General features: G+C 67.7%; 21 protein-coding genes and 1 tRNA gene. 12 read left to right on the plus strand and 10 right to left on the minus strand.

Annotated elements, in window-relative coordinates:
- Window positions 1-45: 45 nt before the first annotated feature.
- The 3 genes from C8J44_RS07680 to radA all read right to left on the minus strand — a co-directional run bounded on the left by C8J44_RS07680 (window position 46) and on the right by radA (window position 2,733).
- Window positions 46-606 carry a YkgJ family cysteine cluster protein gene (locus tag C8J44_RS07680; RefSeq protein ID WP_121904638.1) on the minus strand — a complete coding sequence of 187 codons (561 nt, stop codon included), beginning with the start codon at window positions 604-606 and terminating at the stop codon, window positions 46-48.
- Window positions 607-654: 48 nt separating this feature from the next.
- Window positions 655-987 carry a hypothetical protein gene (locus C8J44_RS07685; protein WP_121904055.1) on the minus strand — a complete coding sequence of 111 codons (333 nt, stop codon included), beginning with the start codon at window positions 985-987 and terminating at the stop codon, window positions 655-657.
- A gap of 375 nt (window positions 988-1,362) precedes the next feature.
- Window positions 1,363-2,733, minus strand: coding sequence for a DNA repair protein RadA (gene radA / locus C8J44_RS07690; RefSeq protein WP_056052850.1), 1,371 nt, complete (start codon window positions 2,731-2,733; stop codon window positions 1,363-1,365).
- Window positions 2,734-2,848: 115 nt separating this feature from the next.
- Between radA and C8J44_RS07695 the strand changes: the two genes are divergently transcribed.
- Together C8J44_RS07695 and C8J44_RS07700 are read left to right on the plus strand one after the other, a co-directional pair.
- Entirely contained in the window at window positions 2,849-4,000 is a 1,152-nt protein-coding gene (locus C8J44_RS07695) for a glycosyltransferase family 1 protein (protein WP_121904056.1), read from the plus strand.
- A 55-nt stretch (window positions 4,001-4,055) separates the two neighbouring features.
- Window positions 4,056-4,397 carry a hypothetical protein gene (locus tag C8J44_RS07700; protein ID WP_121904057.1) on the plus strand — a complete coding sequence of 114 codons (342 nt, stop codon included), beginning with the start codon at window positions 4,056-4,058 and terminating at the stop codon, window positions 4,395-4,397.
- Window positions 4,398-4,641: 244 nt separating this feature from the next.
- Here C8J44_RS07700 and C8J44_RS07705 read toward each other — a convergent pair whose 3' ends face one another.
- The 4 genes from C8J44_RS07705 to C8J44_RS07720 all read right to left on the minus strand — a co-directional run bounded on the left by C8J44_RS07705 (window position 4,642) and on the right by C8J44_RS07720 (window position 7,042).
- Entirely contained in the window at window positions 4,642-5,049 is a 408-nt protein-coding gene (locus C8J44_RS07705; RefSeq protein ID WP_121904058.1) for a hypothetical protein, read from the minus strand.
- Window positions 5,049-5,957 (minus strand): hypothetical protein, encoded by a 909-nt coding sequence (locus C8J44_RS07710; protein ID WP_121904059.1) that lies wholly within the window; start codon window positions 5,955-5,957, stop codon window positions 5,049-5,051. The genes C8J44_RS07705 and C8J44_RS07710 overlap by 1 nt, the downstream gene beginning before the upstream one ends.
- A gap of 198 nt (window positions 5,958-6,155) precedes the next feature.
- On the minus strand, window positions 6,156-6,461 hold the full coding sequence (locus C8J44_RS07715) for a DUF2218 domain-containing protein (RefSeq protein WP_121904060.1): 306 nt from the start codon (window positions 6,459-6,461) through the stop codon (window positions 6,156-6,158).
- Window positions 6,458-7,042, minus strand: a complete 585-nt coding sequence (locus C8J44_RS07720; protein ID WP_259466768.1) for a PadR family transcriptional regulator — start codon at window positions 7,040-7,042, stop codon at window positions 6,458-6,460. The genes C8J44_RS07715 and C8J44_RS07720 overlap by 4 nt, the downstream gene beginning before the upstream one ends.
- Before the next feature lie 255 nt (window positions 7,043-7,297).
- On the opposite strand from C8J44_RS07720, the gene C8J44_RS07725 reads away from it, so the two are divergent.
- Window positions 7,298-8,611, plus strand: coding sequence for a replication-associated recombination protein A (locus C8J44_RS07725; protein ID WP_121904062.1), 1,314 nt, complete (start codon window positions 7,298-7,300; stop codon window positions 8,609-8,611).
- 86 nt (window positions 8,612-8,697) lie between these two features.
- Window positions 8,698-9,618, plus strand: a complete 921-nt coding sequence (locus C8J44_RS07730) for a hypothetical protein (RefSeq protein WP_121904063.1) — start codon at window positions 8,698-8,700, stop codon at window positions 9,616-9,618.
- Here the strand turns inward: C8J44_RS07730 and C8J44_RS07735 are convergent.
- Window positions 9,615-10,688: an endonuclease/exonuclease/phosphatase family protein gene (locus tag C8J44_RS07735; protein ID WP_147453153.1), complete on the minus strand. Its 1,074-nt coding sequence runs from the start codon at window positions 10,686-10,688 to the stop codon at window positions 9,615-9,617. The two genes, C8J44_RS07730 and C8J44_RS07735, sit on opposite strands and share 4 nt — an antisense overlap.
- A gap of 152 nt (window positions 10,689-10,840) precedes the next feature.
- Here C8J44_RS07735 and C8J44_RS07740 point away from each other — a divergent pair, with 152 nt between their 5' ends.
- From C8J44_RS07740 to C8J44_RS07775, 8 genes are all read left to right on the plus strand, one after another.
- Complete coding sequence (locus tag C8J44_RS07740) at window positions 10,841-11,614, plus strand: hypothetical protein (protein ID WP_121904065.1); 774 nt, start codon at window positions 10,841-10,843, stop codon at window positions 11,612-11,614.
- A gap of 6 nt (window positions 11,615-11,620) precedes the next feature.
- The gene (locus C8J44_RS07745; protein ID WP_121904066.1) at window positions 11,621-12,529 is read left to right on the plus strand and encodes a hypothetical protein; all 909 of its coding nucleotides are present in this window, start codon (window positions 11,621-11,623) and stop codon (window positions 12,527-12,529) included.
- Between the two features lie 49 nt (window positions 12,530-12,578).
- A tRNA-Thr gene (locus C8J44_RS07750) sits at window positions 12,579-12,654 on the plus strand.
- Window positions 12,655-13,010: 356 nt separating this feature from the next.
- Window positions 13,011-13,295, plus strand: a complete 285-nt coding sequence (locus tag C8J44_RS18185) for a hypothetical protein (protein ID WP_183128738.1) — start codon at window positions 13,011-13,013, stop codon at window positions 13,293-13,295.
- Between the two features lie 139 nt (window positions 13,296-13,434).
- Complete coding sequence (locus C8J44_RS07760; protein ID WP_259466769.1) at window positions 13,435-14,322, plus strand: LysR family transcriptional regulator; 888 nt, start codon at window positions 13,435-13,437, stop codon at window positions 14,320-14,322.
- Between the two features lie 16 nt (window positions 14,323-14,338).
- A complete protein-coding gene (locus C8J44_RS07765) occupies window positions 14,339-15,634 on the plus strand; it encodes an MFS transporter (RefSeq protein ID WP_220683100.1) in 1,296 nt (431 codons plus the stop codon).
- A 109-nt stretch (window positions 15,635-15,743) separates the two neighbouring features.
- Window positions 15,744-16,154: a cupin domain-containing protein gene (locus C8J44_RS07770; protein WP_121904070.1), complete on the plus strand. Its 411-nt coding sequence runs from the start codon at window positions 15,744-15,746 to the stop codon at window positions 16,152-16,154.
- Window positions 16,155-16,242: 88 nt separating this feature from the next.
- The gene (locus C8J44_RS07775) at window positions 16,243-17,466 is read left to right on the plus strand and encodes a hypothetical protein (protein ID WP_259466770.1); all 1,224 of its coding nucleotides are present in this window, start codon (window positions 16,243-16,245) and stop codon (window positions 17,464-17,466) included.
- Window positions 17,467-17,528: 62 nt separating this feature from the next.
- Here the strand turns inward: C8J44_RS07775 and pbpC are convergent, their stop codons facing one another.
- Entirely contained in the window at window positions 17,529-19,634 is a 2,106-nt protein-coding gene (pbpC, locus tag C8J44_RS07780; RefSeq protein WP_121904071.1) for a penicillin-binding protein 1C, read from the minus strand.
- Window positions 19,631-25,399 (minus strand): alpha-2-macroglobulin, encoded by a 5,769-nt coding sequence (locus C8J44_RS07785; RefSeq protein ID WP_121904072.1) that lies wholly within the window; start codon window positions 25,397-25,399, stop codon window positions 19,631-19,633. The genes pbpC and C8J44_RS07785 overlap by 4 nt, the downstream gene beginning before the upstream one ends.
- Window positions 25,400-25,422 lie beyond the last annotated feature (23 nt).

Raw genomic sequence — 25,422 nt, forward strand, 5'->3', positions numbered from 1 at the left:
GACGTGTTCAGACCGGTCATTCCGCTGACCGCGAAAACCGGAATCCTAGCGGTTCGAACCAAAGACAGCGTAGCGTTCGCGCCATGCGGCGACTTCGTCCTGCAAATGTGCGGGTGCCGAGCCTCCCGAGAGAACGAAGCGCGCAACGTCGTTGTCGGGATGCATCAGCATCTTCTTCGACCCATCGCTGAACCAGACCGGAACTAGCTGATCGCAAACCGCGTCCAACACGGTGGCCGCCATACCGTTGCCGATCGCGTCGCTGCCAGCGAGCATGCGTACATGGATCGAGACGCCCTCAAGGCAGTTCTGTGGCCTGTCGACGAAATTGAGCGAGACGAGAAGCCCGGACCGGTCGGGCCGCGCTTCGTCAGGCAAGCTCGCGACGCGTCGCCACGCGCAGAACCAGGTTCGGCAGATGCGCGGGCGGACGGCGTGGATACCGCAGCCCTGGCCGGAGAGATGGATGCACGGCGTTCCCGCGGGCTTGGCGAACTCGGGCGTGTCCACGGTCAGTTCGGTGCAGCACGCGGTGCAATCGCCGCACTCTCGATCGGGCAGGATCGGCCCCAGCAACGTCGTTTCCACGTCGGCCTGAGGCTGCATCTGCGCGCGTGGGTCCACCGGGGTCGGGGTGTCACGCCGATCCAAGACTCAGTTCCCTTCGGAATCCACCGTGAAGACCATCGGCTTGCCGCGCGACATCGGCTCCCATCCCGCGGCCAACGCCGCCCGCACGCCGCGCGCGATCGTCGCGTCGTCGATCTGAAGCCGCCCGCGCGGCAACCCCTTCAACAGGCGTTTCGGCGCGGGGAATTCGAGCAGGGCTTCGCGCTGCGCATCGTCCTGCAACAGCGAGATCGTCATACCCTTCCACCCGTTGGCATCCGTGTGTTGCGGCTCGCGCTCCAGGTTCCAGTCGTATCTGGTGCCGTCGACCTCGACAGTGCCGGTGTTGCTTTTGGTGTTCGCCATGGCGGCGGCCATAGCATGGCTGTCGCGAGAGGCCATGCGTTGACGTTGCGGCGAATTTGCATCCTGGGATGCCGATCGGTGCGTGATGAACGCAGTCAGAGCACCACCCCGGCGTAGACCGGGGCCCAATTGGGAAACGCTGCTGGCGATCGTTGCGCGTGGCCACCGCGACCTTTCCAATTGGGCCCCGGCCTTCGCCGGGGTGGTCCTTTGGATAAACCGTGCCGAACAATCAAAGGGTGACTAGGTACGCTGCTTTGAGCGCCAGTTGCCCGACCGGCCGCAAAAGCAAAGCCGAACGCGGTCACTAACGCTGCCTTGTTCTCCCGCGAAGGCGGGAGGCCAGTCTGGGTCCCCGCCTTCGCGGGGAAACAAGGTTTTGAGCGCCTACCCCCGTCCCATCATGTGATCGACGAACGACGCGAGCGTCTTGAAGCCCGAAAGCTTCATCCCGCTCTTCTCGCCGGTCATCGACGCCGGCACCAACGCGCGTTCGAAGCCGAGCTTGCTCGCCTCCTTCAGCCGCAACGGACCATGCGCGACCGGGCGTATCTCGCCCGACAGCGCGACCTCGCCGAACGCCACCGCGTCGACCGGCACGGGCCGCTCCGACATCGCCGAGATCAGCGCCGCCGCCACCGCGAGATCAGCCGCCGGGTCCTGCACCCGGTAGCCGCCGGCGATGTTGAGATAAACTTCGGCGTTGGAGAAGCTCAGCCCGCAGCGCGCCTCGAGCACCGCCAGGATCATCGCAAGCCGGCCCGAATCCCAACCGACAACCGCACGCCGCGGCGTCGCGCCCGACGCCAACCGGACGGTCAGCGCCTGAATTTCCACCAGCACCGGCCGCGTCCCCTCCAGCGCCGGAAACACCGTCGCCCCCGTCATCGCATCGTCGCGGTGCGTCAGGAACAGCGACGACGGATTGCCGACCTCCGCCAACCCTTCGGTCTGCATCGAGAACACGCCGATCTCGTCGGTCCCACCGAACCGGTTCTTGATCGCGCGGAGGATGCGATACTGGTGGCTGCGCTCGCCCTCGAACGACAGCACCGTGTCGACCATATGCTCGAGCACGCGCGGGCCGGCGATCGAGCCGTCCTTCGTTACATGCCCGACCAGAACTACCGCCGTCCCGCGCTCCTTGGCGAAACGGATCAGCTCCTGCGCCGACGCGCGGACCTGGCTGACCGTGCCGGGCGCGCCCTCGATCAGGTCGGAGTGCATCGTCTGGATCGAATCGATCACCAGCATCGCCGGCGGCTTGGTCTGCAACGTCGTCAGGATGTCCCGCGTCGAGGTCGCCGCCGCGAGTTGCACCGGCGCGTTGCCCAAGCCCAGCCGGCGCGCGCGCAGGCGTACCTGATCCGCCGCCTCCTCGCCCGAAACATACGCGACCGACTGCCCCGCAAGCGCCATCTTCGCCGCCGCCTGAAGCAGGAGCGTCGACTTGCCGATCCCCGGATCGCCGCCGATCAGCGTCGCCGAGCCCTCGACGAAACCGCCGCCCAGCGCGCGGTCGAGCTCGGCGATCCCGGTCGCCATCCGATCGGGCAGCTTGATCTCCGCATCGAGCCCGACGAGCTGGATCGCCCGCCCGCCGGTCTGCAGATTGTGCTTCGAATGGAACGGCGTCGCGGCGGTGTTCGCCTCCTCGACCAGCGTGTTCCATTCGTTGCAGTCGGCACATTGCCCCGCCCAGCGGTGCGACACCGATCCGCAGGCCTGACATACATAACGCTTCTGAGGTTTCGCCATATCGACGATGTACGAGAACGATACGGGAACATCAATGGTTGCCGGGGTGTACGGTGATCACGCTATCGTGCGGATTTAGTGGCGCTTCACCGCACCCGGCGTTATCCGCGCGGCGATGGACGCCACCGACCTGCGTATTGCCCTGTTCAGCGGCAATTATAATTATGTTCGCGACGGCGCCAACCAGGCGCTGAACCTGCTCGTCGGCCATTTGCTGTCGCAGGGCGCAAAAGTCCGCATTTACTCGCCAACCAACGCCAAGCCTGCCTTCCCGCCGACCGGCGACCTGGTCGCGGTGCCGTCGCTGCCGCTGCCGGCCGGGCGCGGCGAGTACAAGATGGCGCGCGGGCTGCCCGCCGCGATTCGCCGCGATCTCGATGCGTTCGCGCCGAACCTGATCCACGTCTCCGCGCCCGATTTCCTCGGCCACCGCGCGATCGCCTATGGCCACCGCCACGGCCTCGCCACGGTCGCGTCGCTGCACACCCGCTTCGAGACGTATTTCCGCTATTACAAGATGGCGTTCTTCGAGCCCGTCATGATCAGGATCCTGACGCGCTTCTACAACCGCGTCGACGAAGTGCTGGTGCCGGGGCGCGGCATGGCCGAGATCGTCCACGACTGGGGCGTGACGACACCGACCGCGATCTGGTCGCGCGGCGTGAACCACGATCGCTTCACGCCGACCCGCCGCGATCTCGGCTGGCGCCGCGAACACGGCATCGCCGACGGCGAGGTCGCGGTCGGGTTCCTCGGCCGGCTCGTGAAGGAAAAGGGTCTCGACGTCTTCGCCGACGTGATCCGCACGCTCGAGACGCGCGGCGTGCCGCACAAGGTGCTGGTGATCGGCGAAGGTCCGGCGCGCAATTGGTTCGCCGAGCGCGTTCCCGGCGCGGTCTTCGCCGGGTTCCAGTCGGGCGACGATCTAGGCCGCGCGGTCGCGTCGATGGACGTGTTCTTCAACCCCAGCGTCACCGAGACCTTCGGCAACGTCACGCTGGAGGCAATGGCCTCGGGCGTACCGGTCGTAGCTGCCCGGGCCTCGGGCGCAGTCGGACTGGTCGACGACGGCGTCACCGGCTTCCTCGTGCCGCCGAGCGACATCGCGGGCTACGCCGACGCGATCGGCCGGATCGTCACCGAACCGGGCCTGCGCGAGACGATGGGCTGGGCCGGCCACGACAAGGCCGCGGGCTATCTGTGGGATACGATCAACCAGGCCGTGCTCGACACGTATCTGCAGGTGATGGCCCGCCGAGGGGCGTAGTTCGCTCATGTGCGGACGTCGCGATCTGTGTTATCTCCGGTTCCGGAGGTAGCTCATGACCCTGATCGTCACCGCCATTGTCTTCATCGCCGCGCTCGCTGGTCTAGCATTGCGCGCGAACACCCGATTTTGCGACGAAGATCGATTACCGATGCAGTGGTGGCTCACCGGCGAAGTGACGTGGTCCGCCCCGCGTCGAATGGCCCTCACCCTCTTGCCTGTATTGGCTTTCCTCGTCTTTACGAGCCTGATTATCTTGTCGTTCTGCATGCAGCCTAGCCCAGGTCAAGACGGCATGGTGCTTCCGACAGTCATCGGAATCGGGATCGTGTTCCTCGCCATCGAAGCTTTCCACCTCTGGATGATCGAGAAGACGCTTCACAGGAATGCCAAATAACGAAGTCTGGTTATTCAACTGAAGCGATCTTGCGGACACTTGTCTGTTCCAGCGCCAGCTAACAGACGGCATTGGTTCGCAACGTACGATCGATTGCCCCCGAACCTCGCGCCCCTCCGTCCAGAATACTAGCCGCGCGCTAAAGGCAAAAGTATCGGCCGCACCCGCCGGGCATCATGCATAGGTCAGCCTAAAGCCCGATCGTGTGCCCCTCCGCTCGCACCTGCATCATGTGGCGTGACGTTCAGCGCGCGGGGCCTTCGCGCGCTACCAAGCTGCCGCGAAGCAGGCTTAGGCTTGTCGCCGCACTTAGAAGGGTGACCGCAAACCCGACGGCCTCCGGCGCCCAATCGGCGCGCCTTACCGCAACGAACAGGGCAATGGCAGCGATCAGCACGCTAAATAACAGGATAGGCTTCCACCAGCGGACTGCGCGTGGCTCGAATCCGCCCAATCCGCTCAACCACCACACTACGGGTAGCATCAGCACCCAGTAGAGCGGATTGCCCCGTGCTTGGTACTGACTTCCATCAACCAACAGGCCGATCAGCGACACCGTCGCGGTGATGGTCGCGACCCCCGCGAAACCGGCGGCCCAGTTGGAACGCCGGTCCTTGCGAAGGCGCTGCCAATAATCCTGATCCCGCCGCATCACGAACGCTGCTCCATTTCCTCTGTGATCCAAACCACCACGTCCCAGAAGCCGGAACCCGTCTCGCCGAGGGCACCGGAATAACTGCTAGCGAACAGCCCGATCACTCCGCCAACGCCGTCCATCAGCCGCTGTCGCACGACGTGGTTGATCACAACCCCGGGCACGCGGCGCCCGCCCTGCAACTCCAGCGCCGTCGTTAGAGCGCGGCGCATCGGACGACTGATCGTCTCACCGCGAGTGGAACGGATGAAGGAGAAGCCGCCCTCGCGTAGCACGGCGTTGGTCGCCTTGAGTTCCTTCAACGCGCCACCCGCACCCACCAAGCCGACTACATCTGCGGCCAACATGGTGCGGACATACCAGCGGTTCGCGTCCCAATTTTGGTTCACGTCCGTGCGGCCCCGCTGGACGTTGGCAACGCGCGCGACGGAAACCACGCACTGGCCGGTGGATGCCGCCGCGCCCCCATAGAGAATTGCGGCGCCCCACCCGCTAAGACCACCAGTAGCCGGTGCAAGCGAGGTGAGACCCGCCACACCTATCCATGCGAGCGCAGCACCGCCGCAGTTCAGCCCAAGATTGATCCATTCCGTCGCCGGAGATGTTTCCGTCGTGCGCTGACGCTGGGGAGCTTGCGCCTGGCGCGGGGCAGCCGTGCCGGGCTTCGCGAGCATCGGAGGCACCACCACCGGCTTCATGCGCCGTTCGAACACTACCGTTGCCGTGCCCGGAGACGGTGCGCGCAGCCGCTGCATCCGTCCGAAATCGATCAATACTACGCCCAGCCCGCGCGTCTCTGGAACTCTATCGACTACCTGCAACAGATGCCGCGACAATACGGCTCGGTTCGACAGGCTGCTCTGACGATGCGTATCTACCCCGATATTCTGAGCAGCGCTGGCCATATACTTTCTCCCACGCTTTTTCCGATCTTACGCAGCGATAAACACGATCAGCGGCGCACACAGCCTCAATGGGCGCCTTTAGAAGGCGCTGCGGTCGTGTAATCGATGCAATGCCTCAATTGGAATATCATTCTGCTAAAATACTTGTCTGCTGGCGAAGGCCTGTAGCGGCGTCCCCCCCCGCAGAGAGCTTTACGTTCAGACCGCCTCCGTCCAGTCGAACGTCAGCGGCGCCTCGCGGAAGGCGAAGCGGTCGAGGTGGCTTGAAACCACGTCGCGCATGCGGTCGACATCCTCGCCCGCCGGGACCGTCAGCGCGATGTCGAGCGTGTCGGTGTCGGCGCGCATGTCGAGCACCGCGCCGTTCGGGAAGGCGATGCGCCCTTCTTCGGCCGAGAAAGTCACCTCCATCTTGTGGCTCCAGTGCTTGGCGAGCTGCTGGAGATACTTGCTGGCGGACTGCGTCGGCACGCGCGCGACCGAAATGATGGGCGAGACGCTCACTTGAGCCGCTCGATCTTCTGTGCCGCCTCGTCGAGCAGGCCCGCGACCGTGTGCAGCGTATCCTCGTTCACGTCCTCGCGCATCAGCCGCGTCTGGAGCACCTGGCGCAGATTGCCCATCGCGCGGCGGATCGGCGCGCCGTCGGTCCGTTCGGACTCGGCGCCGACGGCTGCCAACCGGGTGAACAGCGCCTCGACGATCTCGGCATTGTCCTTCAGCAACTGACGCCCTTCGTCGGTCACCGCGAAGCGCTTCTTGGCGCCCTCCGACTTCTGCTCGTCGATCAGTCCCATGTCGTCGAGCGTGCTGAGCGTTGGATAGATCACGCCCGGGCTCGGCGCATAACTGCCACCCGCCAGTCCTTCGATCTCGCGGATCAGGTCGTAGCCGTGCCGCGGCGCATCCGCGATCAGCTTCAACAACACGAGCTTCATCTCGCCGCCGTCGAAGACCCGGCGGCCGCGACCGCGTGGCCCCCCGCCCGACTTCCAATGGGCATGATCGTCACCATGCTCGCGACGGCCGTGGCCACCATGCCGGGGGCCACCGCTCCACGGTCCAAATCCCATTTCGTTACGCATTTGAGTGTTCTCCGATATCTCTAAGATGATCTGAGATATATCGCAGAATATTCGGAATTCAAGGGATGGGCTGAATTTTGTTCGATCTCGCCTAGCAGCAGTCCAGAGGCCGCACCGCGCCGCCGAGGGTTCAATGTCGGCGCCACACCCCTTATGTTCTTGCAGAGAAAGACCTGCCGCAGCGATGTCGGCGACTATCGTGCGCCGCGGTATCGCCCGCTGCGCCCCCCCTCGATCCGTGGAACCCGAGACCCGATGTCCGACACGCTCTTCAGCGCCAACGCACCGCGACCGCTCGCGGAAATCCTGCGTCCGCGCCGGTTTTCGGACATCATCGGCCAGGAGCACCTCGTCGGCCCCGAGGGCGCGCTCGCGCGGATGATCGCGGCCAAGCGGCTGTCGTCGTTCATCCTCTGGGGCCCGCCCGGGGTCGGCAAGACGACGATCGCGCGGTTGATGGCGGATGAGGTCGGCTACAACTTCATCCAGCTGTCGGCGGTGTCGACCGGTATCGCCGACCTGCGCAAGGCGCTCGCCGAGGCCACGCGGCTGCGCGAATCGGCGTCGAAACCGACCGTCGCGTTCGTCGACGAGCTTCACCGGTTCTCGCGACCCGTGCAGGACGCGCTGCTCCCCGCGGTCGAGGACGGGACGATCGTACTGATCGGCGCGACCACCGAGAATCCGAGCTTCAGCCTGGTATCCGCGCTGTTGTCGCGCGCGAAGGTCTACACGCTCAACCGCCTCGCCGCCGCCGACCTGCACCGCGTGATCGCGCGGGCGGAAGCGCATTTCGAACGCCCTCTGCCCCTCACCGACGATGCGCGCGACGCGCTGGTGGCGATGGCGGACGGCGATGCGCGCTATCTGCTCGGGCTGTGCGAGGATATCGTCGCGACCGATCACCCGTCCGATCTCGATACGATCGCGCTGGCCACCCTGGTGCAGCAACGCGCGCCGCTCTACGACAAGGGGCAGGAAGAGCATTTCAACCTGCTCAGCTGCTTTCACAAGAGCCTGCGCGGCAGCGATCCCGATGCGGCGCTGTACTGGGCGGCGCGGATGATCGCGGGCGGCGAGGACCCGTCGGTCGTGTTCCGCCGGCTGTGCTGCGCGGCGTCGGAGGATGTCGGGATGGCCGATCCGCAGGCGCTGGTCCAGGTGATGACCGCTTGGCAGGCGTTCGAGCGAGTCGGCCTGCCCGAGGCGCGGTTGTTCCTCGCGCAGGCGATCAACTATGTCGCGACCGCGCCGAAATCGAACGCCTCGTACCGCGCGTTCGACAAGGCCAGCGCGCTGGCGAAATCGACCGGGTCGATCGCGCCGCCCAAACGCATCCTCAACGCGCCGACCAAGCTGATGAAGGAACTCGGCTACCACGATGGGTATCGCTACGACCACGATCACCCCGATGCGTTCGCGGGGCAGAGCTTCTTCCCCGACGAACTCGGCGGGCACGATCATCCGGTGCTCTACGAACCCAACGAGCGCGGCTTCGAGCGCGACGTGAAGAAGCGCCTCGAATTCTGGAACCGCCGCCGGAAACAGGCGCCCGAAGCCAAGGACTGACGGGCGATTGGGCAGCGGCGCGCGCCGATCTGCGCGGCGATGCGTTGGGGGTGCTCGTCCTGCCATCCCCAAGCCGTGAGATCCTCATGTCCATCATCGACCCCGCGCGCGACTATGCGACGCGCGACGCCAGCATCGTCGTCAACAGCTACACCACCGTCCTCCGCCGCCCCGGCGTTCCGCACGAGGTGTTCGCGACCTATTGGCGCGACGTGCACGGCCCGCTGTGCTCGCGCATCCCGGGGCTCGGCTGGTACGTCCAGACGCATCTGGACCGCGAGCAGGACGCGCATCTGTGGCCGGCGATCGACGGCATCGCGCCGTTCGACGACTATGTCTTGGATGGCGGCGTCGAGATCGGCTTCGCCTCCGCCGAGGACCAAGACATTTTCAACGATGCTTGCGCGATCCTGTTCGCGGACGAACAGAACATGTTCGCGGCGACCGTCGCCTATGCGCTGCCGCAGGGGTCGCGGACGCTGGTCGACCGCGCCCCGGACCCGATCCCGAACAGCGACGACGGTCTCGACCGCCTCCATGTCCATTTCGGCGCGCGCCACGACGACGCGGCGGACTTTGCCGCGTACATGACGCAGTTCGCCGAGACGCTGGCGGGCGATCCGGCGGTGCTGAAGGTGCGGCTCCATTTGCCCGAGCGCTACGACAATGCGGATCCCGCCCCGCCCGCGCCGAACGTAAACCACAGCGTGCCGCCCGAACGCGCGCGGGTCGCGATCCTCGACATCGCGTTCGCCACGCCGATGACGCGCCGCACATTCTACGCGTCCGACGCGTTCCAGCGCACCACTGAGGGTCAGAAGGCGCATATCGCCTACACCTCGGCGTTCGCGGTCAGCGGAGTGTACACCTATGTCCGCGACGGGGCGCTGACGGTCGCGGGTCTGCGCGGCAGCCGCCCCGCGCAGCTGATCGAACGGCTCGGCGCCGCCAACCAGGTCGCCGACGACGCCCGCCACCTGCTCTTCACAGGCCGCCTTGAGGATTAGGCCCGGGTCGCGGCACCCTTTGCCCGGCGGCTGGCCAGCGTGCTGCCGGGCACCGAACGCCCGGCCGAGCCGTCGATCCGATAGCGCACCATCACGCCGATATGATCCGACAGCATCGCGTTGTCGGGACCGCGGCCGAACGGCGCGCTGAGCGCGAGCGGCTGGATGGCGGCGGCCGTCGACGGACGATACAGCAGGAAATCCCTCGCGCGACCGGTCGAGTAGGCGATGTCGGCGGGCTGCGTCACCAGGCAAGTCCGCGACTCCCGGCACTTCAGCGACCCGCCGGTCAGCGCGGTCGCGCCCCCGAACATGTGCTGCGCGAAATAGGCGCGCCGTGCGATGTCGCGGCCGACGTTGAAGTCGCCCGCCACCAGCATCGTCCCACCGGGCCGGGCCATCGAACCGATGAACCCGCTGAGCACGTCGATCTGGCGCCGGTACGCGTACAGCGCGCGCGGCTCGGACACGCCGGTCGCGCCGTTCGAGTTGAGATGCGTGTCGATCACCGTGACCGGGCCCGCGACACCGGGCACCGCGATCAGAGCGGCCATCGCGCCCTTGTTCGCAAGGCAGTCATAGCCCGCGCAGACCGGATAGCTGATCCGCCGCACCGCCAGGATCGGGTAGTCGGAGAAGATCGCGAGACCGCTGCCGACATGCTTGCCGACCCGCTCGCCGCGCAGCATGCTGCCATCCGCGACGAACTGCCGGTCCTGCGCGGTTGCGGGGTCCGCGGTCGCCTCGGCCGGCGCGCCGAACGCGACGTAGCGATAGCCTGCCGCGGCACCGATCGCCTTGGCCTCGGGCACGAACGACTCCTGCAACGCGACAATTCCGGGTTGCCGCCCCTCGGCGCGCATCGTGCGAAGCTGCGCGGCGATCGCCGACAACGCGCTCGGTCGGTCCTCCGCGACGGGCCAGGGCACGCCGTGGACGTTGTAGGTCATCACCGATACGCTCGTGCCGGGCGCGGTCATCACGGCTGGGGACGGTGCAACGGCGGCGGGTGCAGCGCTTCCGACCAGCGCTGCGATACCAACACCCAAACTCGCGATCCGTACCGACACCGTGCGATCTCCCTGCTCTTGCTTCGACGACGAGACGCCGCCGCAGCATCAGTTCCACATGTCCCGAGTAAAACTTCCGCGATTTTCCGGTGTGCGACACTGCGGATCGATCGCCTCGTCGGCGTCTCCCAAGCAAAGAGGGGGAGAACATCATGACGGCTCGCGATCGCGCCACGCTCGCCAAGGATCTGGCCAAGGTGCCGGCGGTGACGATGGCGTTCTGGATCATCAAGATCCTCGCCACCACGCTCGGCGAAACCGCGGGCGACACGGTCAGCATGACGCTGAACCTCGGTTACCTCACCGCCACCATCGTCTTCGTCGCGATCCTGCTGCTGCTGGTGTGGCGACAGGTCGCGGCAGACCGCTACCGCCCGGCGCTCTACTGGGCGACGATCATCGCCTCGACGACCGCGGGCACGACGCTCGCCGACTTCGCCACCCGGTCGCTCGGGATCGGCTATCCCGGCGGATCGCTGCTCCTCCTCGGCTGCGTCGTCGCGTCGCTGGCGCTATGGCACACCCGGCTCGGCTCGGTGTCGGTCGCGACCGTGCACGAGCCGCGCGCCGAACTGTTCTACTGGCTGACGATCACGTTTTCGCAGACGCTGGGCACCGCGCTCGGCGACTGGACCGCGGATACCGGCGGGCTCGGCTACGGCGGTGCCGCAATCCTGTTCGGCATCGTGCTCGCAGGGGTAGCCGCGCTGTATCTATGGACCGCGGTCGACCGGGTGGTCCTGTTCTGGAGCGCGTTCATCCTCACCCGCCCGCTCGGCGCCGCGGTCGGCGATTTTCTCGACAAGCCGATCGATCATGGCGGACTCGCCTTCAGCCGCCCCTATGCATCCGCGGCGCTGGTGATCGCGATCGTCGTCCTGGTGCTGCTCAAACCCTTGTACCCATCGGAACGCCGCGCCACCTGAACCGCGATGCCGAGCCCGCCGCCTGTAAATTCCGACTTCGGCAAGGCAACGCGGTTCACCCGGTTCACCGCGATCGACTGGTCGGGTGCGCAGGGCCATCGCCACAAGGGTATCGCGGTGGCGACCTGCGGGGTCGGGGATGCAGCGCCGATCTTGGTGTCGCCCCCCGACTCGGCGGCCTGGTCACGCGCGGACGTGCTGGAGTGGCTGCTCGATCAGCGCGGTTCAGCGATGCTCATCGGGCTCGATCTCTCGCCGGCGTTTCCGTTCGTCGATCAGGGCGGCTATTTCCCCGGCTGGCAACAAAGCCCCGGCGATGCGCGCGCGCTGTGGGACGTGGTCGATTCGCTGTCGGCGAGCGACCCGCATCTCGCGGTCGACAGCGTGTTGCGCGATCCCGACATCCGCCGCCATTTCCGCCAGCACCGCGATTGCGGCGATCTGTTCGCGGGCGGTGCGGGCCGGATGCGCGTGTGCGAGCTGGGCCAGCGCGCGATGGGCTTTGCGCCGACGAGCTGCTTCAACCTGGTCGGCGCGGCGCAGGTCGGCAAATCGAGCCTGACGGGGATGCGCGTGCTGCACCGGCTGGCGGGCCGGATCCCGGTATGGCCGTTCGATCCGCTGCCCGATCACGGTCCGGCGATCGTTGAAATCTACACCACCATCGCCGCGCGTGCCGCCGGGATCCGCAAGGGCCTGAGCAAGATGCGCGATGCCACCGCGCTCGATACCGCGCTGGCAGGGCTCGGCAGCGATCCGCATACGCCGCTGCCGCGCTACGACGATCACGCCACCGACGCGATCCTGACCGCGGCGTGGCTGCGCGCGAACGCGGATCGCGCCGATCTCTGGGCGCCGGCAGGCATGACGCGCGATATCGCCCGCACCGAGGGCTGGACCTTCGGCGTTTCTTGAAGCATTGGAGCGCAACGTCGCTGGCGCCTTGTCGCCACCGCGCACGTGGGCCGGTTTAGCTCAGTTGGTAGAGCGCCAGTTTTGTAAACTGGATGTCGCGGGTTCGATTCCTGCAACCGGCACCACTTTTCACCGCCACGGGAAGTCGAAACTCTTCGACGGACACGGCCTATATCTCAACGCCCTGAAGCCGAGCGCCAAAGCGCCCGCCCCGCCTCGTCGAACCGAAGAGTTCACCGGTCGAAGACAATATGGTTGCGCCGGAATCTTGCGCGCGTTGACATTACGGCGTGGGTCCACGATGGTATTCGCATGTACGCACCTGCGACACATAAGCGTTTTCGCGACCACGCTGGCCAACTCGCCGCACGCGGTTAGCCCGAGCTCGCGGCCAATGCCGCTCGAGTTCGGGCTTTATTCGATCTGACCTTTGGGACGCGTGCTGCGCGCCCATGATCTCGAATGTGCGGAAACCGTAAAAATGGCAGACAATATCTCGAAATCCGACGATCCTTCTGCGAACGACCATAAGCCGCCGGTTCGCAGCCCGTCGCCCCAGCCTTTTCTCAGAATGCGCCCCAAACACTTCTTCTCGAACAAATTCGACATGGAAATCGTCGAGGACTATTCGAAAGCCGATGCTGCGGGCGCACCGGAGGGGAAGCGGAACTGGCTCGGTAGACTTATGGAGCTGAACCTTCTGCTTTTAATCCTTTTGATCGGCGTGCCGGTGCTGGTGTATTGCATCTTGTCCTCGGCGGCCTGACCCGGAATCGGACATCCACGCCACCCGGCTCGGCGAGCCACGGGCCGCGCCGCGTACCTGATCCCTCTGCCCCCGGCGCATATTGTCTTCGCCGGGGGGACGCTTCACACCGTAAGCCATGCCTTCCAGCCGACCCGACATGGCCGATTTCACCTATTTTCTGGCGATCGCGCGACATCGCAGTTTCAGTCGCGCGGGGCTCGAACTCGGCGTCACCGCTTCGGGCCTGAGCCATGCGCTGAAGGGGCTGGAAGGACGGCTTGGCGTGCGTCTGCTCAACCGCACCAGCCGCAGCGTCACGCTCACCGCGGCCGGGGAAGCGCTGCGCGATGCGGTCGAAGGACCGTTCGCCGAGATCGCTGTGGCCGTGGAAGGCCTCAACCGCTTTCGCGACACGCCGGCCGGGCGGATACGCCTCAACGTCGTCGCCGACGCTGCGACCTTGCTGCTCGGGCCGGTGATGTCGGCGTTCGCCGACCGCTATCCCGACGTCGAGGTCGACATCGTCGCCAGCAACCGAATGATCGATGTGATCGATTCCGGGTTCGACGCGGGCATTCGTCATGGCGGCACCGTGCCGGAGGACATGATCGCGCAGCGGCTGTCCGCCGACCTGCGCTGGGTGGTCGCGGCGGCGCCGGCGTATCTCGCGCGGTTTGGTACGCCGGCGACCCCCGCCGATCTCGTTCGGCATCGCTGCATCGGCGTGCGGCTGGGGGACGATCGCATCTATCGCTGGGAATTCGAGGGACCGGACGGAGAGTTCGCGGTGCCGGTCGCGAGCCGGATCACCGCCGACGATGGCCGCGCCATGCTGGCGATGGCGCTCGGCGGCACCGGACTGGTCTATGGCATCGCGCCGATCTTCGCGCCCCATGTCGCATCCGGTGCGTTGTCGCTGGTGCTGGAGTCCTGGTCGACGACCGGCCCCGGCTACGAATTATATTACCCGAGCCGCCGCCATGTGCCGACCGGGCTCCGGGCGCTGATCGACCTGATCAAGGAGTTGCAGCCGCTCGGGCGGTGATACGCAACGTTGAGCGTTGTTCACAGGTCCTTGGAGCGCATCGGGGCTAATCGCCGCCGGTGAACAGGCCTATCTCGCCCGGGAAAGACGCCGCCGCGTTCCGAGGAGAGCTTCGCTGACCACCGCAACCCTGATCGACGCCGAGCACGGCCACGCGTCGCAAGCCCCCGCATGGGGCGCCGTGTACGCGATGACGCTCTGCACCTTCGTGCTGGTGGCATCCGAGTTCATGCCGGTCAGCCTGCTAAGCCCCATTGCAGCCGATCTCCGGCTCACTACAGGCCAGACGGGCCAGGCGATCGCGATCTCGGGCCTGTTCGCGATGATCGCCAGCCTGACGCTCGGCCGGGTGATCAACGGCATCGATCGCCGCCTCGTCCTGCTCGGGCTGACCGCCCTGCTGATCGTGTCCGGCGCCGTGGTGGCCGGCGCGCCGGGCTACGCGATGCTGATGCTCGGACGCGCGGTGCTCGGGATCGCCATCGGCGGCTTCTGGTCGATGTCCGCGGCGATCGCGATGCGGCTGGTGCCGGCGGAGTCGGTGCCCAAGGCGCTCGCCATGCTCAACGGCGGCAACGCGCTCGCCACGGTGATCGGCGCGCCGCTGGGCAGCTTTCTCGGTGGCCTGATCGGCTGGCGTGGCGCTTTCTTCTGCGTGGTGCCGATCGCGATCGCCGCTACCGCGTGGCAGGCCTTTGCCCTGCCGTCGCTACCCGCCGAACGAAGCGTTGGGGGCAGCGGCATGCTGGTCCTGTTGCGGCGCAGGACGGTCCTGCTCGGGCTGGCCGGCGCGGTGTTGCTCTTCATGGGCCAGTTCGCGCTCTACACCTATCTTCGTCCGTTCCTCGAACAGGTGACGCGCGTCGGGCTGGGCACGCTGTCGACGCTGCTGCTCGTGGTCGGTGTCGCGGGGTTCGTCGGCACGACGCTGATCGGACGCCTGATCGGCCGCCGGCTCCACCTCCTGCTCGCGGCAATTCCGGCGGTCATGGCCCTCGTCGCGGTTGGCCTGGCGATCTTCGGGACATCGGTCGCCATCGTCGCGGTCCTGCTCGCCGTGTGGGGCTTCGTCGCCACCGCGGCACCGGTCGGATGGTGGACCTGGTTGACCCGCGCCGCCCCCGACCATCCCGAAGCCGGTGGCGGACTGATGGTCGCGGTGGTCCAGTTCGCGATCATGTCCGGGGCGACCATCGGCGGCCTGGCGTATGATGCCACCGGACCGAGCACGGAGTTTCTCGGCTGCGCGGCGATCCTCGGCGCGGCAGCAGCGGTCGCGCTGTTCTGCGGCACCGACCGCGCCGCCGCCTGACCGCGTCCCGCGCCCGTACGCGCACTATCTCTCACGGCCGACGAACCCACCGAAGCCCGCGAGACATGCGGCGATATCTCGTCAAGATAACCCACAAAGGAGTCGTTCGATGCACCTCAAGCGCGCAGGATCGCAACCGTCGCAGCCCGGCCCAGCCGAGTATTTCACCGGCAGCGTGCGTATCGACCCGCTGAACGTGCCGCCCGCTCCCGCCCGTCATTCCTGCGCGGCGGTGACGTTCGAGCCCGGCGCGCGGTCGCACTGGCACACCCATCCGCTCGGCCAGACGCTGATCGTCACCGCCGGCTGCGGCTGGACGCAGTGCGAGGGCGAGGCGATCGTCGAAATCCGCGCCGGCGACGTGATCTGGTGTCCTCCAGGCCACAAGCACTGGCATGGTGCGACCCCGACGACGGCGATGACCCACATCGCCGTTCAGGAGGCGCTCGACGGCAAGAACGTCGAGTGGCTCGAACCCGTCACGGATGCGCAATATGCCGGCGTTCGGGACGATGCCTGAGACCGTGCCGCGCCGCTCGACCCATCCACCAGGATCGCGAAACGGCTAAAGGTGTGGAACACGGATGCCCGGCTTGATAGCTTGGGCAATGCCTATAATTCCCGCCACGCGCATCGCTTCCCTGCTGGTGCTCACGACGCTCGGCGCATCGGTCATGGCCAGGGAAGAACGTCCGGTGCGCAGCGTCCGCTTCGTGGGACCGGTCGAGCGGGTTACCGCCGCCAGCCTCCCCGACTTGTCCTCTAGTCTGGCCCGGCTGGCAGCGATCGATCCGGCGCAGCCGCTGGGCGACGGGGGCACCGCACAGACGCTGAGCCTGTTCGGCCGGGAAGACCTGATCGCGGCGAGCAGCAAGGATTATCAGGCGAAGAGATGCGCGCCGGTCGAGGCCGCGACGGACGTCCTGACCGAGATCGAGCGACGCGCGCGGACGACCTCAATCGTCATCATCACCGAGAGCCACGAACGCACCGACCATCGCGGGTTCAGCACCGCGGTCGCGACGCGGTTGCGGCCGCTCGGGTACGATACGCTGGCAATCGAGACGCTGTCTGCGTCGATGCCCGGCACGCCGACGCGATATCTGCCAGCGTTCGTCCGACAGCCGGCGCTGCCGTATTTCGAGGACGGCGATGGCCATTATCTCTCGGAGGCGGGATACGGGCGGCTCGGTCGACGTGCCAAGGCGCTCGGCTATCATCTCCTGGCCTACGAGTTCATCGACGAACATCCGGCGGCGGAAGCGACGATGGACCAGCGGATCGCAACGCGCGAGGAAGGGCAGGCGCGCAACCTCGCCGCCTACGTACACGATCATCCCGGTGCCAAGCTGCTGGTCCATGTCGGCTACTCGCACGCCGCAGAGGTGCCACGCGCCGACGGCACCCGGTGGATGGCCGCGCGGCTCAAGGCGACGACCGGAATCGATCCGCTCACGATCTCGCAGACGACGTGTCGCGGCGGCGGCGGCGAGGTGCGGCTGTCCGCGCTGCCGAACGACGAGCCGCCCGGCACGTTCGACTTGGTCGTCGATCACCCCACCGCGCGCTTCGTCCGCGGGCGCCCCCTATGGCGGCAGCGGGCTGGCGACCTGCCGGTCAGCATCCCGCGCGGGCTGTATCCGGCAAGCGGCTGGCGCGTCGTCGAGGCCCGCCCGGTCGGCGAACCCGCCGCCTCCGTGCCGCTGGACCGGATCGCGATCCGCGCGGGCGATGATGTCGCGCTGATGCTGCCGGCAGGACGCTATCGGTTGCGGGTGATCGACTTGGGACCGGCGCGAGGATCGGACACGCCGGGCAAGCAGGCCCTATGAACGGCGAACGGCAGGCTCGCGCTTGATCCCTGCGCGCCCGCGCGTCCGAACATGCAGCCCGCTCAGCGGATCGTGACGATCACCTGGTCTGTGGCGCGCCCGGCCGCGTCGACCAAGCGGAGGCGGTGGCGGCCGGGGGGCGCGAAGAACAGCAGTTGCTGCGCGGCGGGGCCGAGGTCGCGATTGTCCAGGAACACATGGTGCGCGCGGACATCGCCGGTTGTCTCGATCGCGAGGCGCTGGCGGTCGGCGGGGATGTCGGGGTCGATCGCGTAGACGCTGCCCGAGGCGGGATTGACAATCCGCGCGCGCCGGGCGGTGGCTGGCGCCGCGGCGATCAGCGACTGGCCGGTGCCGCGGAGAAAGTATTCGACGCGTGGCTGCTCGATCGAGTCGGCAAACGCGATGCGGCGGCGCTCGACGCCAGCGGGCATGGGGGGCCCACGTTCGTCGTCGCGTCCGAGCGCCAGCATCACGTCGCGCCACACCGGCGCCGCGCCGCTGGTGCCCGAGACCGCGCGCATCGGATCGCCCTCGACGTTCCCGACCCAGACCGCGACCGTATAGCGGCGCGAGAACCCGACGCACCAATTGTCGCGCATGCCTTTCGAGGTGCCCGTCTTCACCGCGGTCCAGAACGGCAGGCGTAGCGCCGAATCGAGGCCGAAGGTGGCGGCGCGGGCGTTGGGGTCGGCCATCATGTCGCCGACGATCCACGCAGCGGCGGGCGTGGTGACCGGGCGGGGTGCGCGGCGGGGCGCATCGGCCGTAAGCCGCAGCGGAGACCAGCGGCCGTCATTCGCGAGCGACCGGTACGCGTCGGCCTGTTCGAGCAGCGTCACCTCCGCCGATCCGAGTGCGAGGCTGAACCCGTAATAATCGCCGTCCTCGACGAGACCACGATACCCCGTATCCCACAGCCGATCGCGAAACGGCTCGACCCCGACCAGCAGCAGCGTGCGCACCGCGGGCACGTTGAGCGACCCCGCCAGCGCACTGCGCACCGACACGCGCCCCTTGAACCCGCGATCGTAATTCTGCGGCACGTACAGCCCCGACGCGGTATCGAGCTGCACCGGCGAATCGTCGAGCACCGAGGCCGGGGTCAGGTAGCCGCGCTCGATCGCCTGCGCGTAGAGGAACGGTTTCAGCGTCGACCCGGCCTGGCGATAGGCGTTGGCGGCATCGACCGCGGGCGCCGTCGATGCGCCGCCGATCCCGCCGACATAGGCGAGGACGTCGCCGCTCGCATTGTCGATCACCACCGCGGACCCGTCGCGCGCGCGCGATCCGCCGAGCCCGAGCAGCTGGCGGCGCAGCGCAGCGGCGACGGTACGCTGGAGCGCGGCATCGAGCGTGGTGGTAATCCGCAGGCCGGGCTTGGTCAGCAGGCGATCGGCGAGATGCGGCGCGAGCCCCGGATCGAGCGCCAGCGTTCGCACCGGCCCGAGCATCGACGCGGCCTCGCTCGCGAACCGTGCGCAATCGCCCACGCCCCCCAATCGGCAGGCCCGCACGGCGATACGGGGAGCGGGCGCCTGGGGATCGGGGAGCAACGCGGCCAGCAGCAGCGCGTCGTCGCGCGCCATCGCCGCGGGGGTCTTGCCGAACAGCGACAGCGCCGCCGCACCGATCCCCTGCGCCTCGCCGCGGAACGGCGCGAGGTTGAGATACGCCTCGAGGATCTGGTCCTTGCTCCAGGTCATCTCCAGCGCTCGTGCCGCGCGCATCTGGCGAAGCTTGTCGCGCCAGCCGCGCGCGCCGGGCATGGCTAGCGTCGGCGACAGGAACGCCGCGACCTGCATCGACAGCGTGCTGGCACCCCTGCCCCGCTCGCCCTTCGCGCGCGCGCCAACGGAACCGAGGATCGCCAGCCAGTCGACGCCGCCGTGGCTGCGGAAGCGGGCGTCCTCCGCCGCAACGACGGTGGCGGGCACGACCGGGGCGATCTGGTCGAGCGGTACCCATGCCAGCCGCCGCGCGGCGAAATTGACGCGCGCGCTGTCGATCAGCACGCCGTGGCGGTCGTACAGCCACGCCTCCGACGGCTTCCACGCAGCGCGAACCTGCGCATAGCCCGGCAAAGGCGGCGGGAACGTCGCCCAGTCGAACCCGACCGCGGCGAGGATCAACACCAGCAGTCCGGCGAGCGCCGCGCGCTGCTTCATCGATCCGCGACGACCATCGTCTGGTTCGGCACCGCGGCGCGAATTGCGGGCGAATACATCGCCTCGACCCGGCTAGGCGGCATCTGGAACCGGCCGGCACCGTTGAGCCGCAGCGTGTACGAGACGGTGGTGGTCCCCTTGGGCAGCCACGCGAAATAGGCGCGCCACGTATCGCGGCCGCGTTCGACATAGCTCGGCCCCCCGCCCTCACCGCCGCCCTCCCCATCTACCGCACCGCCCTGCTGGAGCAATTGCGACTGGCCGCCGAGGTCGCCGATCACGGTCGCGCCGGCGGGCACCGGATCGCTGATCGCGACCCAGTTGCGCTCGGCGGTCGCCTCGACCGACATCGTCACGCGGAGCACGTCGCCCGTCGTCAGCCGCCCTGGGTTGCGCGCCTGCACGACGTCGACTTTCCGCGTCAGGCGATAGCCGGCGAACAGCGGCTGCCGCAGCGGCACCGCCGCCGAGATCGACACGGTCGCCCACGGCCCCGCCCCGCCGCCTTGCGCCAAGCGCAGCGGTCCGGCGGCGGCGAGCGGGAACGACACCGTTCGCGCGGGTTCCGCCAGCGGCCATCCGCGCGCGACGCTGCGTCCTGCATAGGAGAGCATCGTCGTCCCCGTCACCGCCTGCGCCGGATAGACCTGCGCGAACCGCCGCGCGGCGATCGCACCCCACGCGTTGGCGGTGGTCGTATCCCAATGCCCGCGCGACTGGCGCAGCGCCGTCCCGACCATCAGGCGCGGCGCATCGTCCTGCCACCCCGGCCGTCCAAGCACCGCCGCGGTAGCCTTGTTCGCGGCTTCGTCCGCCGACGACATCAGCCACCACGACGCGTTGGCCGAGTCCGACAGATCGAGCCGCGTGCCCTCGAACACGAGGCGAGTCCGCAACACCGCCTCGGCCTGCGCCTTCGCTTCGGTCGACGCGCCGGGGATCGCGGTCAGTGCGGTGATGTAGTCGGCGAGGCTCGCGGTCGGCATCTCCGCGGGCGTCATGCCGATCTGGCCCAGCATCGCTGCCGTCGCCTCGCCCTGCCGCGCCAATGCCGCCAGTGCCGCGACCTTGGTCAGGCGGACATCGCCGTAATCCTCGTGTCGCAAGCGTCCGTCGAGCACCGCCTTCATCGCCTCGATCATCCGCGCGCGCTGGACCGGCGGTAGCGACAGGTTCGCCGCGCCCGCCATCGACAGGACATAGGCGGTCAACGCCTCCGACCCCTGCAGGCTGTCGCCGGGGAAATACCGGAGCAGCCCATCGGGTGCCTGATAGGTCGGGATCTCGCCCGCCAGCGTCGCCCAGCCCGGCATGTCGCCAAGCACGACGATCCGCGACAGCCGCTGCTCAAAACAGTTGAACGGATAGCGGCTCATATAGTCGCGGACCCCGGCCAGCGACGGCGCCAGCGTATCGGCAAGGTGGATGTCGACGCTGCCACGCCCCGGCAGCGCGCCCATCGGCGGCGCGATCGGGATCAGCGTATTCTCCCCGACTTGCGCGAGCGTCGCCGCCCAGATCTCGGTCGGCACCGCCGGGATGACGTCCTGCGTCACCGTCACCTGATCGGTCGCACGGCCGTCGTTGCTCTTCGCCCGCACCGTCCAGCGCAGCGTATCGACTCCGGACGGCGCGGTGAGGTTCCACGCCACCGGTGCCGCACCACCCGCGGGAATGGTGACGGTCAGCGGTTTGCCTTGTGCAATCCGTGGAAAGACGTCGACGTTCGCCGTGACCGTCATCGCGCGGTCCGATCCGTTCCTGAGCGTGAACCGCGCACCGTAGAAATCGCCCGAACGGACCAGCGGCGGCATCCCGGCATAGAGCGACAGATCCTGCGCGGTACGGATGTCGGTGCTGCCGGTGCCGAACGCCTGCGCGCCGTCGGTGGCAATCGCGACGAGCTTGAACGACGACAGCGCATCCGACAGCGGCACCGAAACGCGCGCACGCCCTTGCGCATCGAGCGGGACATGGCCCTTCCACAGCAGCACCGGCTGGAAATTTTCGCGATTGAGTCCCGAAAGGTCGCCGCCACCACCGCCGCCACCCGCTTCGAGTGCCTTGCGGCCATAATGCCGCTTGCCGACGACCTGCATCTGCGCGGTCGCGGTCAGCACCGAGAGCGGACGATCGCCCATCATCGCGTCGAGGATGTTCCAGCTGTCGTTCGGTGCAAGTTGCAGCAACGCCTGGTCGACCGCGGCGAACGCGACGTCGGCCTCGCGCGCCGGGCTGCCATCGGGCTTCCGCACCTGGATCGCAACGTTGGCCGTGCCCCGCGGCGCATAACGCTCGCGGTCCGCCTTGACCGCGACGGCGAGCGTATGGCCTTCCCAGCCGACCTTCACCTTGGCGATGCCGAGGCGGTAGGCGGGTTTGGCGAGATCGACCAACGCGGTCGGTTCGGCGGCGTCCTCCGGCGTATCCGACAGCCCCAGCGTCCGCGCGATGCGGTGGATCCAGCTCCAGAAGCCGCTCTCGACACGACCGCGCACGACCAGCACAGAAACATAGACGTCGGGCGCATAGGCGGCGTCCATCGGCACCTCGATCACCGGGTCCTTGCCCGACAATTCGGTGACGAAGCTCGACAACACCCCCTCACGCTCGACGCTGACCAGCGCGGTCGCCGAGCGGAACGGCATCCGTACCTGGAACCGCGCGGTCTCGCCCGACGCATAGGTGAGCTTTTCTGGCACGACGTCCATCCGGTCGCCATTGTCGCCGCCGAACCACCAGTCGTCGTTCCCCGCGAGCCACACCGACTTCACCGCGCGCGCGACGTTGCCGTCGGCGTCGGTGGTGGTGACGACCGCGTAGATCTCGCCCGAGACGCTTGGATCGGCCTTGCACTGCGCGAGCCCCTGCGCATCGGTCGTCGCGCTGCACGACGCCGACAGCTTGGTCGTCCGCATCCGGTTGTCATAGGCGTAGAACCCGCCGATCAGCCGCCGCCGCGCGGTCAGGATCTGTCGGCTGTAGAGCGCGACCGACAGCTTCTGGCCCTTGATCGGTTTGCCGTCGGTATCGAGCGCGACGAAGCGCAGGCGAAGATCGTCCGCGCGCATCATCCAGCCATCGGTGGCGACGCCGAGCTGCACGCCCGAGGCGTAGATCGGGATCGATTTCGAGGCGGTCAGCGTCTCGCCGTTCGCATCGCGGTAATCCATCTCGATTTGCATATCGGTCGTGCCGGGTAGGGTCTGCGGCATGTCGACCGTCATCCGCCGCGTGCCGTCGCTGCCGAGCGTCGCGGGCAGCATCTGCGTCGGCGGCAACGGCGTCTTCGCATCCTCGCCCTCGCCATCGAGCGGCTTGACGCCTTCGCTGATCGGTTCGCCGCCGAAGCTGAATTTGTCGTAGCCGACAGGCGTCGCACTGTGCGCGAACCAGCCGATGCGGACGTCGACCGGCAAGCCGGGGGCACCGCCGCCCGAGAGATACCCCGCGAACAGGTCGAGTTGCGCGGTGCGCGGCTTGACGAGCGCGGTCTTGGGCCCGGTCACGCTCGCGCGCATCGTCGGCAGGCGGTATTCGTCGACCTTGAACGACTGCGTGGATTCGGTGGTGGTGTCGCCGACCACGAAGACGAGGTCGTAATCCCCCATCGGCGCGCCCTTGGGGGCGGTCCAGACCGTCTCGCCGGTGCCGTTGGCGCCGATCGTCACGGGTATTTCGAACTGCGTGTCCGAGCCGCGATGCGACAGCCGGAGCGTGCCGGTAAAGCCCGGCGCCAACGAGAAGCCCCGCGCGTCGGGGCGGCGCAGGATGTGCTTCATGTGGATCGTCTCGCCCTGGCGGACCAAGGCGCGATCGAACACGGTGTGGATGATATCGGTCGCCGCCGAATAGCCATAGGACAGGTCGAAATCGAACGGCCGGATGCCCTCGCCCCAATCGGTCAGCGTGAAGCTGAAATCGTCGCCGGTACGCGCCGAGATCATCAGCGGATGCGACGAACCCTCGCCCTTGCAGCTGCCATAGGTCTCGGGTTCGGGCAGTCCGCGCGCGACCATCAGCCCGCCGCTCCTGTCGGTCGCGCCGCGCGCGAGCGGCTTCCCCGTGCAACTGTCGCTGACTTGCACCACCGCGTTCGCGACCGGCTTGCCGGTCGACAGCCGCGTGACCCAGGCGAGCGAGCGATCGCGCCCCCATTCGAAATGCACGGCCAGATCGGTGACCAGCGCGGCGCTCGCGACATAGCGCGGCACGTCGCGACCGAGCAGCGCTCGGCCCAGCGTCGGGCTGGCGAGTTCGACGACGTAGAAGCCGGGCTTGCCGAGCGGCAGGCCGACGACCTCGAAGTCCTTGCCCTTGCCCGGCAGGTCGAGCTTGAACGGATCGCCCGCCCCGCCACTATCCCCGCCGCCCCCGCTCCCGAACAGCAGCGGCTTCTCACCGGTATGGTTGATCTGGAGCGGCTCTGCCCCCTTGCGCTCGATCGTCTGATAGTCGGTCTTGCTCGCATCCTCGACGCGCCGCAGCCACGCGGCGATCTCGCCGTCTGTACCGCCCACGCGCAGCCGCTGGCCGCCGATGCCCGCGGTCTGGCCTTGCAGCGAAGGCTCGACGTTGCGGACGGTGACGGGCAGCACGCCGCCCTGTTTCGCCTCGAGGATGCCGAAATCGGCCGCGAACTTGACGAGCGGCGGCGCTTCGTCGAACTTCACCTCGAGCGGAAAGCGTTCGCGGTTGGCGAGTATCCGGCCGCTTTCGTCCTTGAGCTCGGCGGGGATCGACACGTTGCCACGCGTCGCGAAGGGCAACGGTGCGGCGAACGTGACCTGTTCTATCGTCGCTCGGTTTTTCTCTTCATCGCTGAACACCGGCGCGATCGACTTGCCGTCCGCGAGCGTCAGGCGGACCTGCGTCGCCGCACTCATCGGCACCGGCGCGGAGAACCGCAGATACGCCTTCTCGACCGGGCTGCATCCCGCCGCGGTGTTGACGCGCGAGCATTCGAACCGCGCGGTGAACGGTTTCCGAACGGTGAAATCGAACCGCTGATCGGCGCCGGCTAGCTTGCCCCCGGCACTGGCGATGTTCGCGCCCCACACCAGCGCCATGTCGCGGCCCGGCGGCAGGGGGCGACGGCATTTCAGCGCGGTAATGCCGGCCAGCGCGCGCTGGCGCGATGCGGCATCGGCGGGGACCGCCTTGGGCAGTCCGGCACTTTCGAGGAAATTGGTGACCGAGTAGTTGTTTCCCAACCCGGCGAGCAGCTTGCCCGGCAAGTCGGGCGCGAGCACGTCGACCGCGATCTTCTCGCCGATCCCGTCGACCGCGCAATACGCGTTGGCGGCGATCGATTCACGGGTCGCGAGCATATTCGCGGCGACCAGGAACACCTGGTCCTCCTCGATATCGCCTTCGCCGGGCAGTACCGCGCGGGCGATCGGACCGCCGGCGTCAACGGTGAAGCTCTCCGCATCGACGCCGTAGCCCGCCGCGCTCTTGAGCCCTTCGCGCGTCGCAAGAGTACAGCGCGTTCCGCCGGGCAGGCCTTGCGCGAAGTCCCAGACATAGGTCTGCTGATCGGCCCAGCGCCCTTCGCCCGGCACCGCGCACTCGACCTTCAGCGGCGAGGCGGCGCGCGAATCGCCGAGTGGTACGATCGCGTCGCTGAACCGCACGGTAAAGCGCGTGATCGCGCCGTCCGAGATGTTGGGCGTGGCAAGCGTGACGTGCGGCGTATCGCCCCCGAACGCGGCAACCGGCGCGACGACGATCGCTAGCGCCGCCCACAGTCTAGCAAATCGCATCCCCGCTCTCCCCGCCGCCAGAA

This window comes from Sphingomonas sp. PP-CE-3A-406 (genome assembly GCF_003688625.1).
In the GTDB taxonomy this organism is placed as follows: domain Bacteria; phylum Pseudomonadota; class Alphaproteobacteria; order Sphingomonadales; family Sphingomonadaceae; genus Sphingomonas.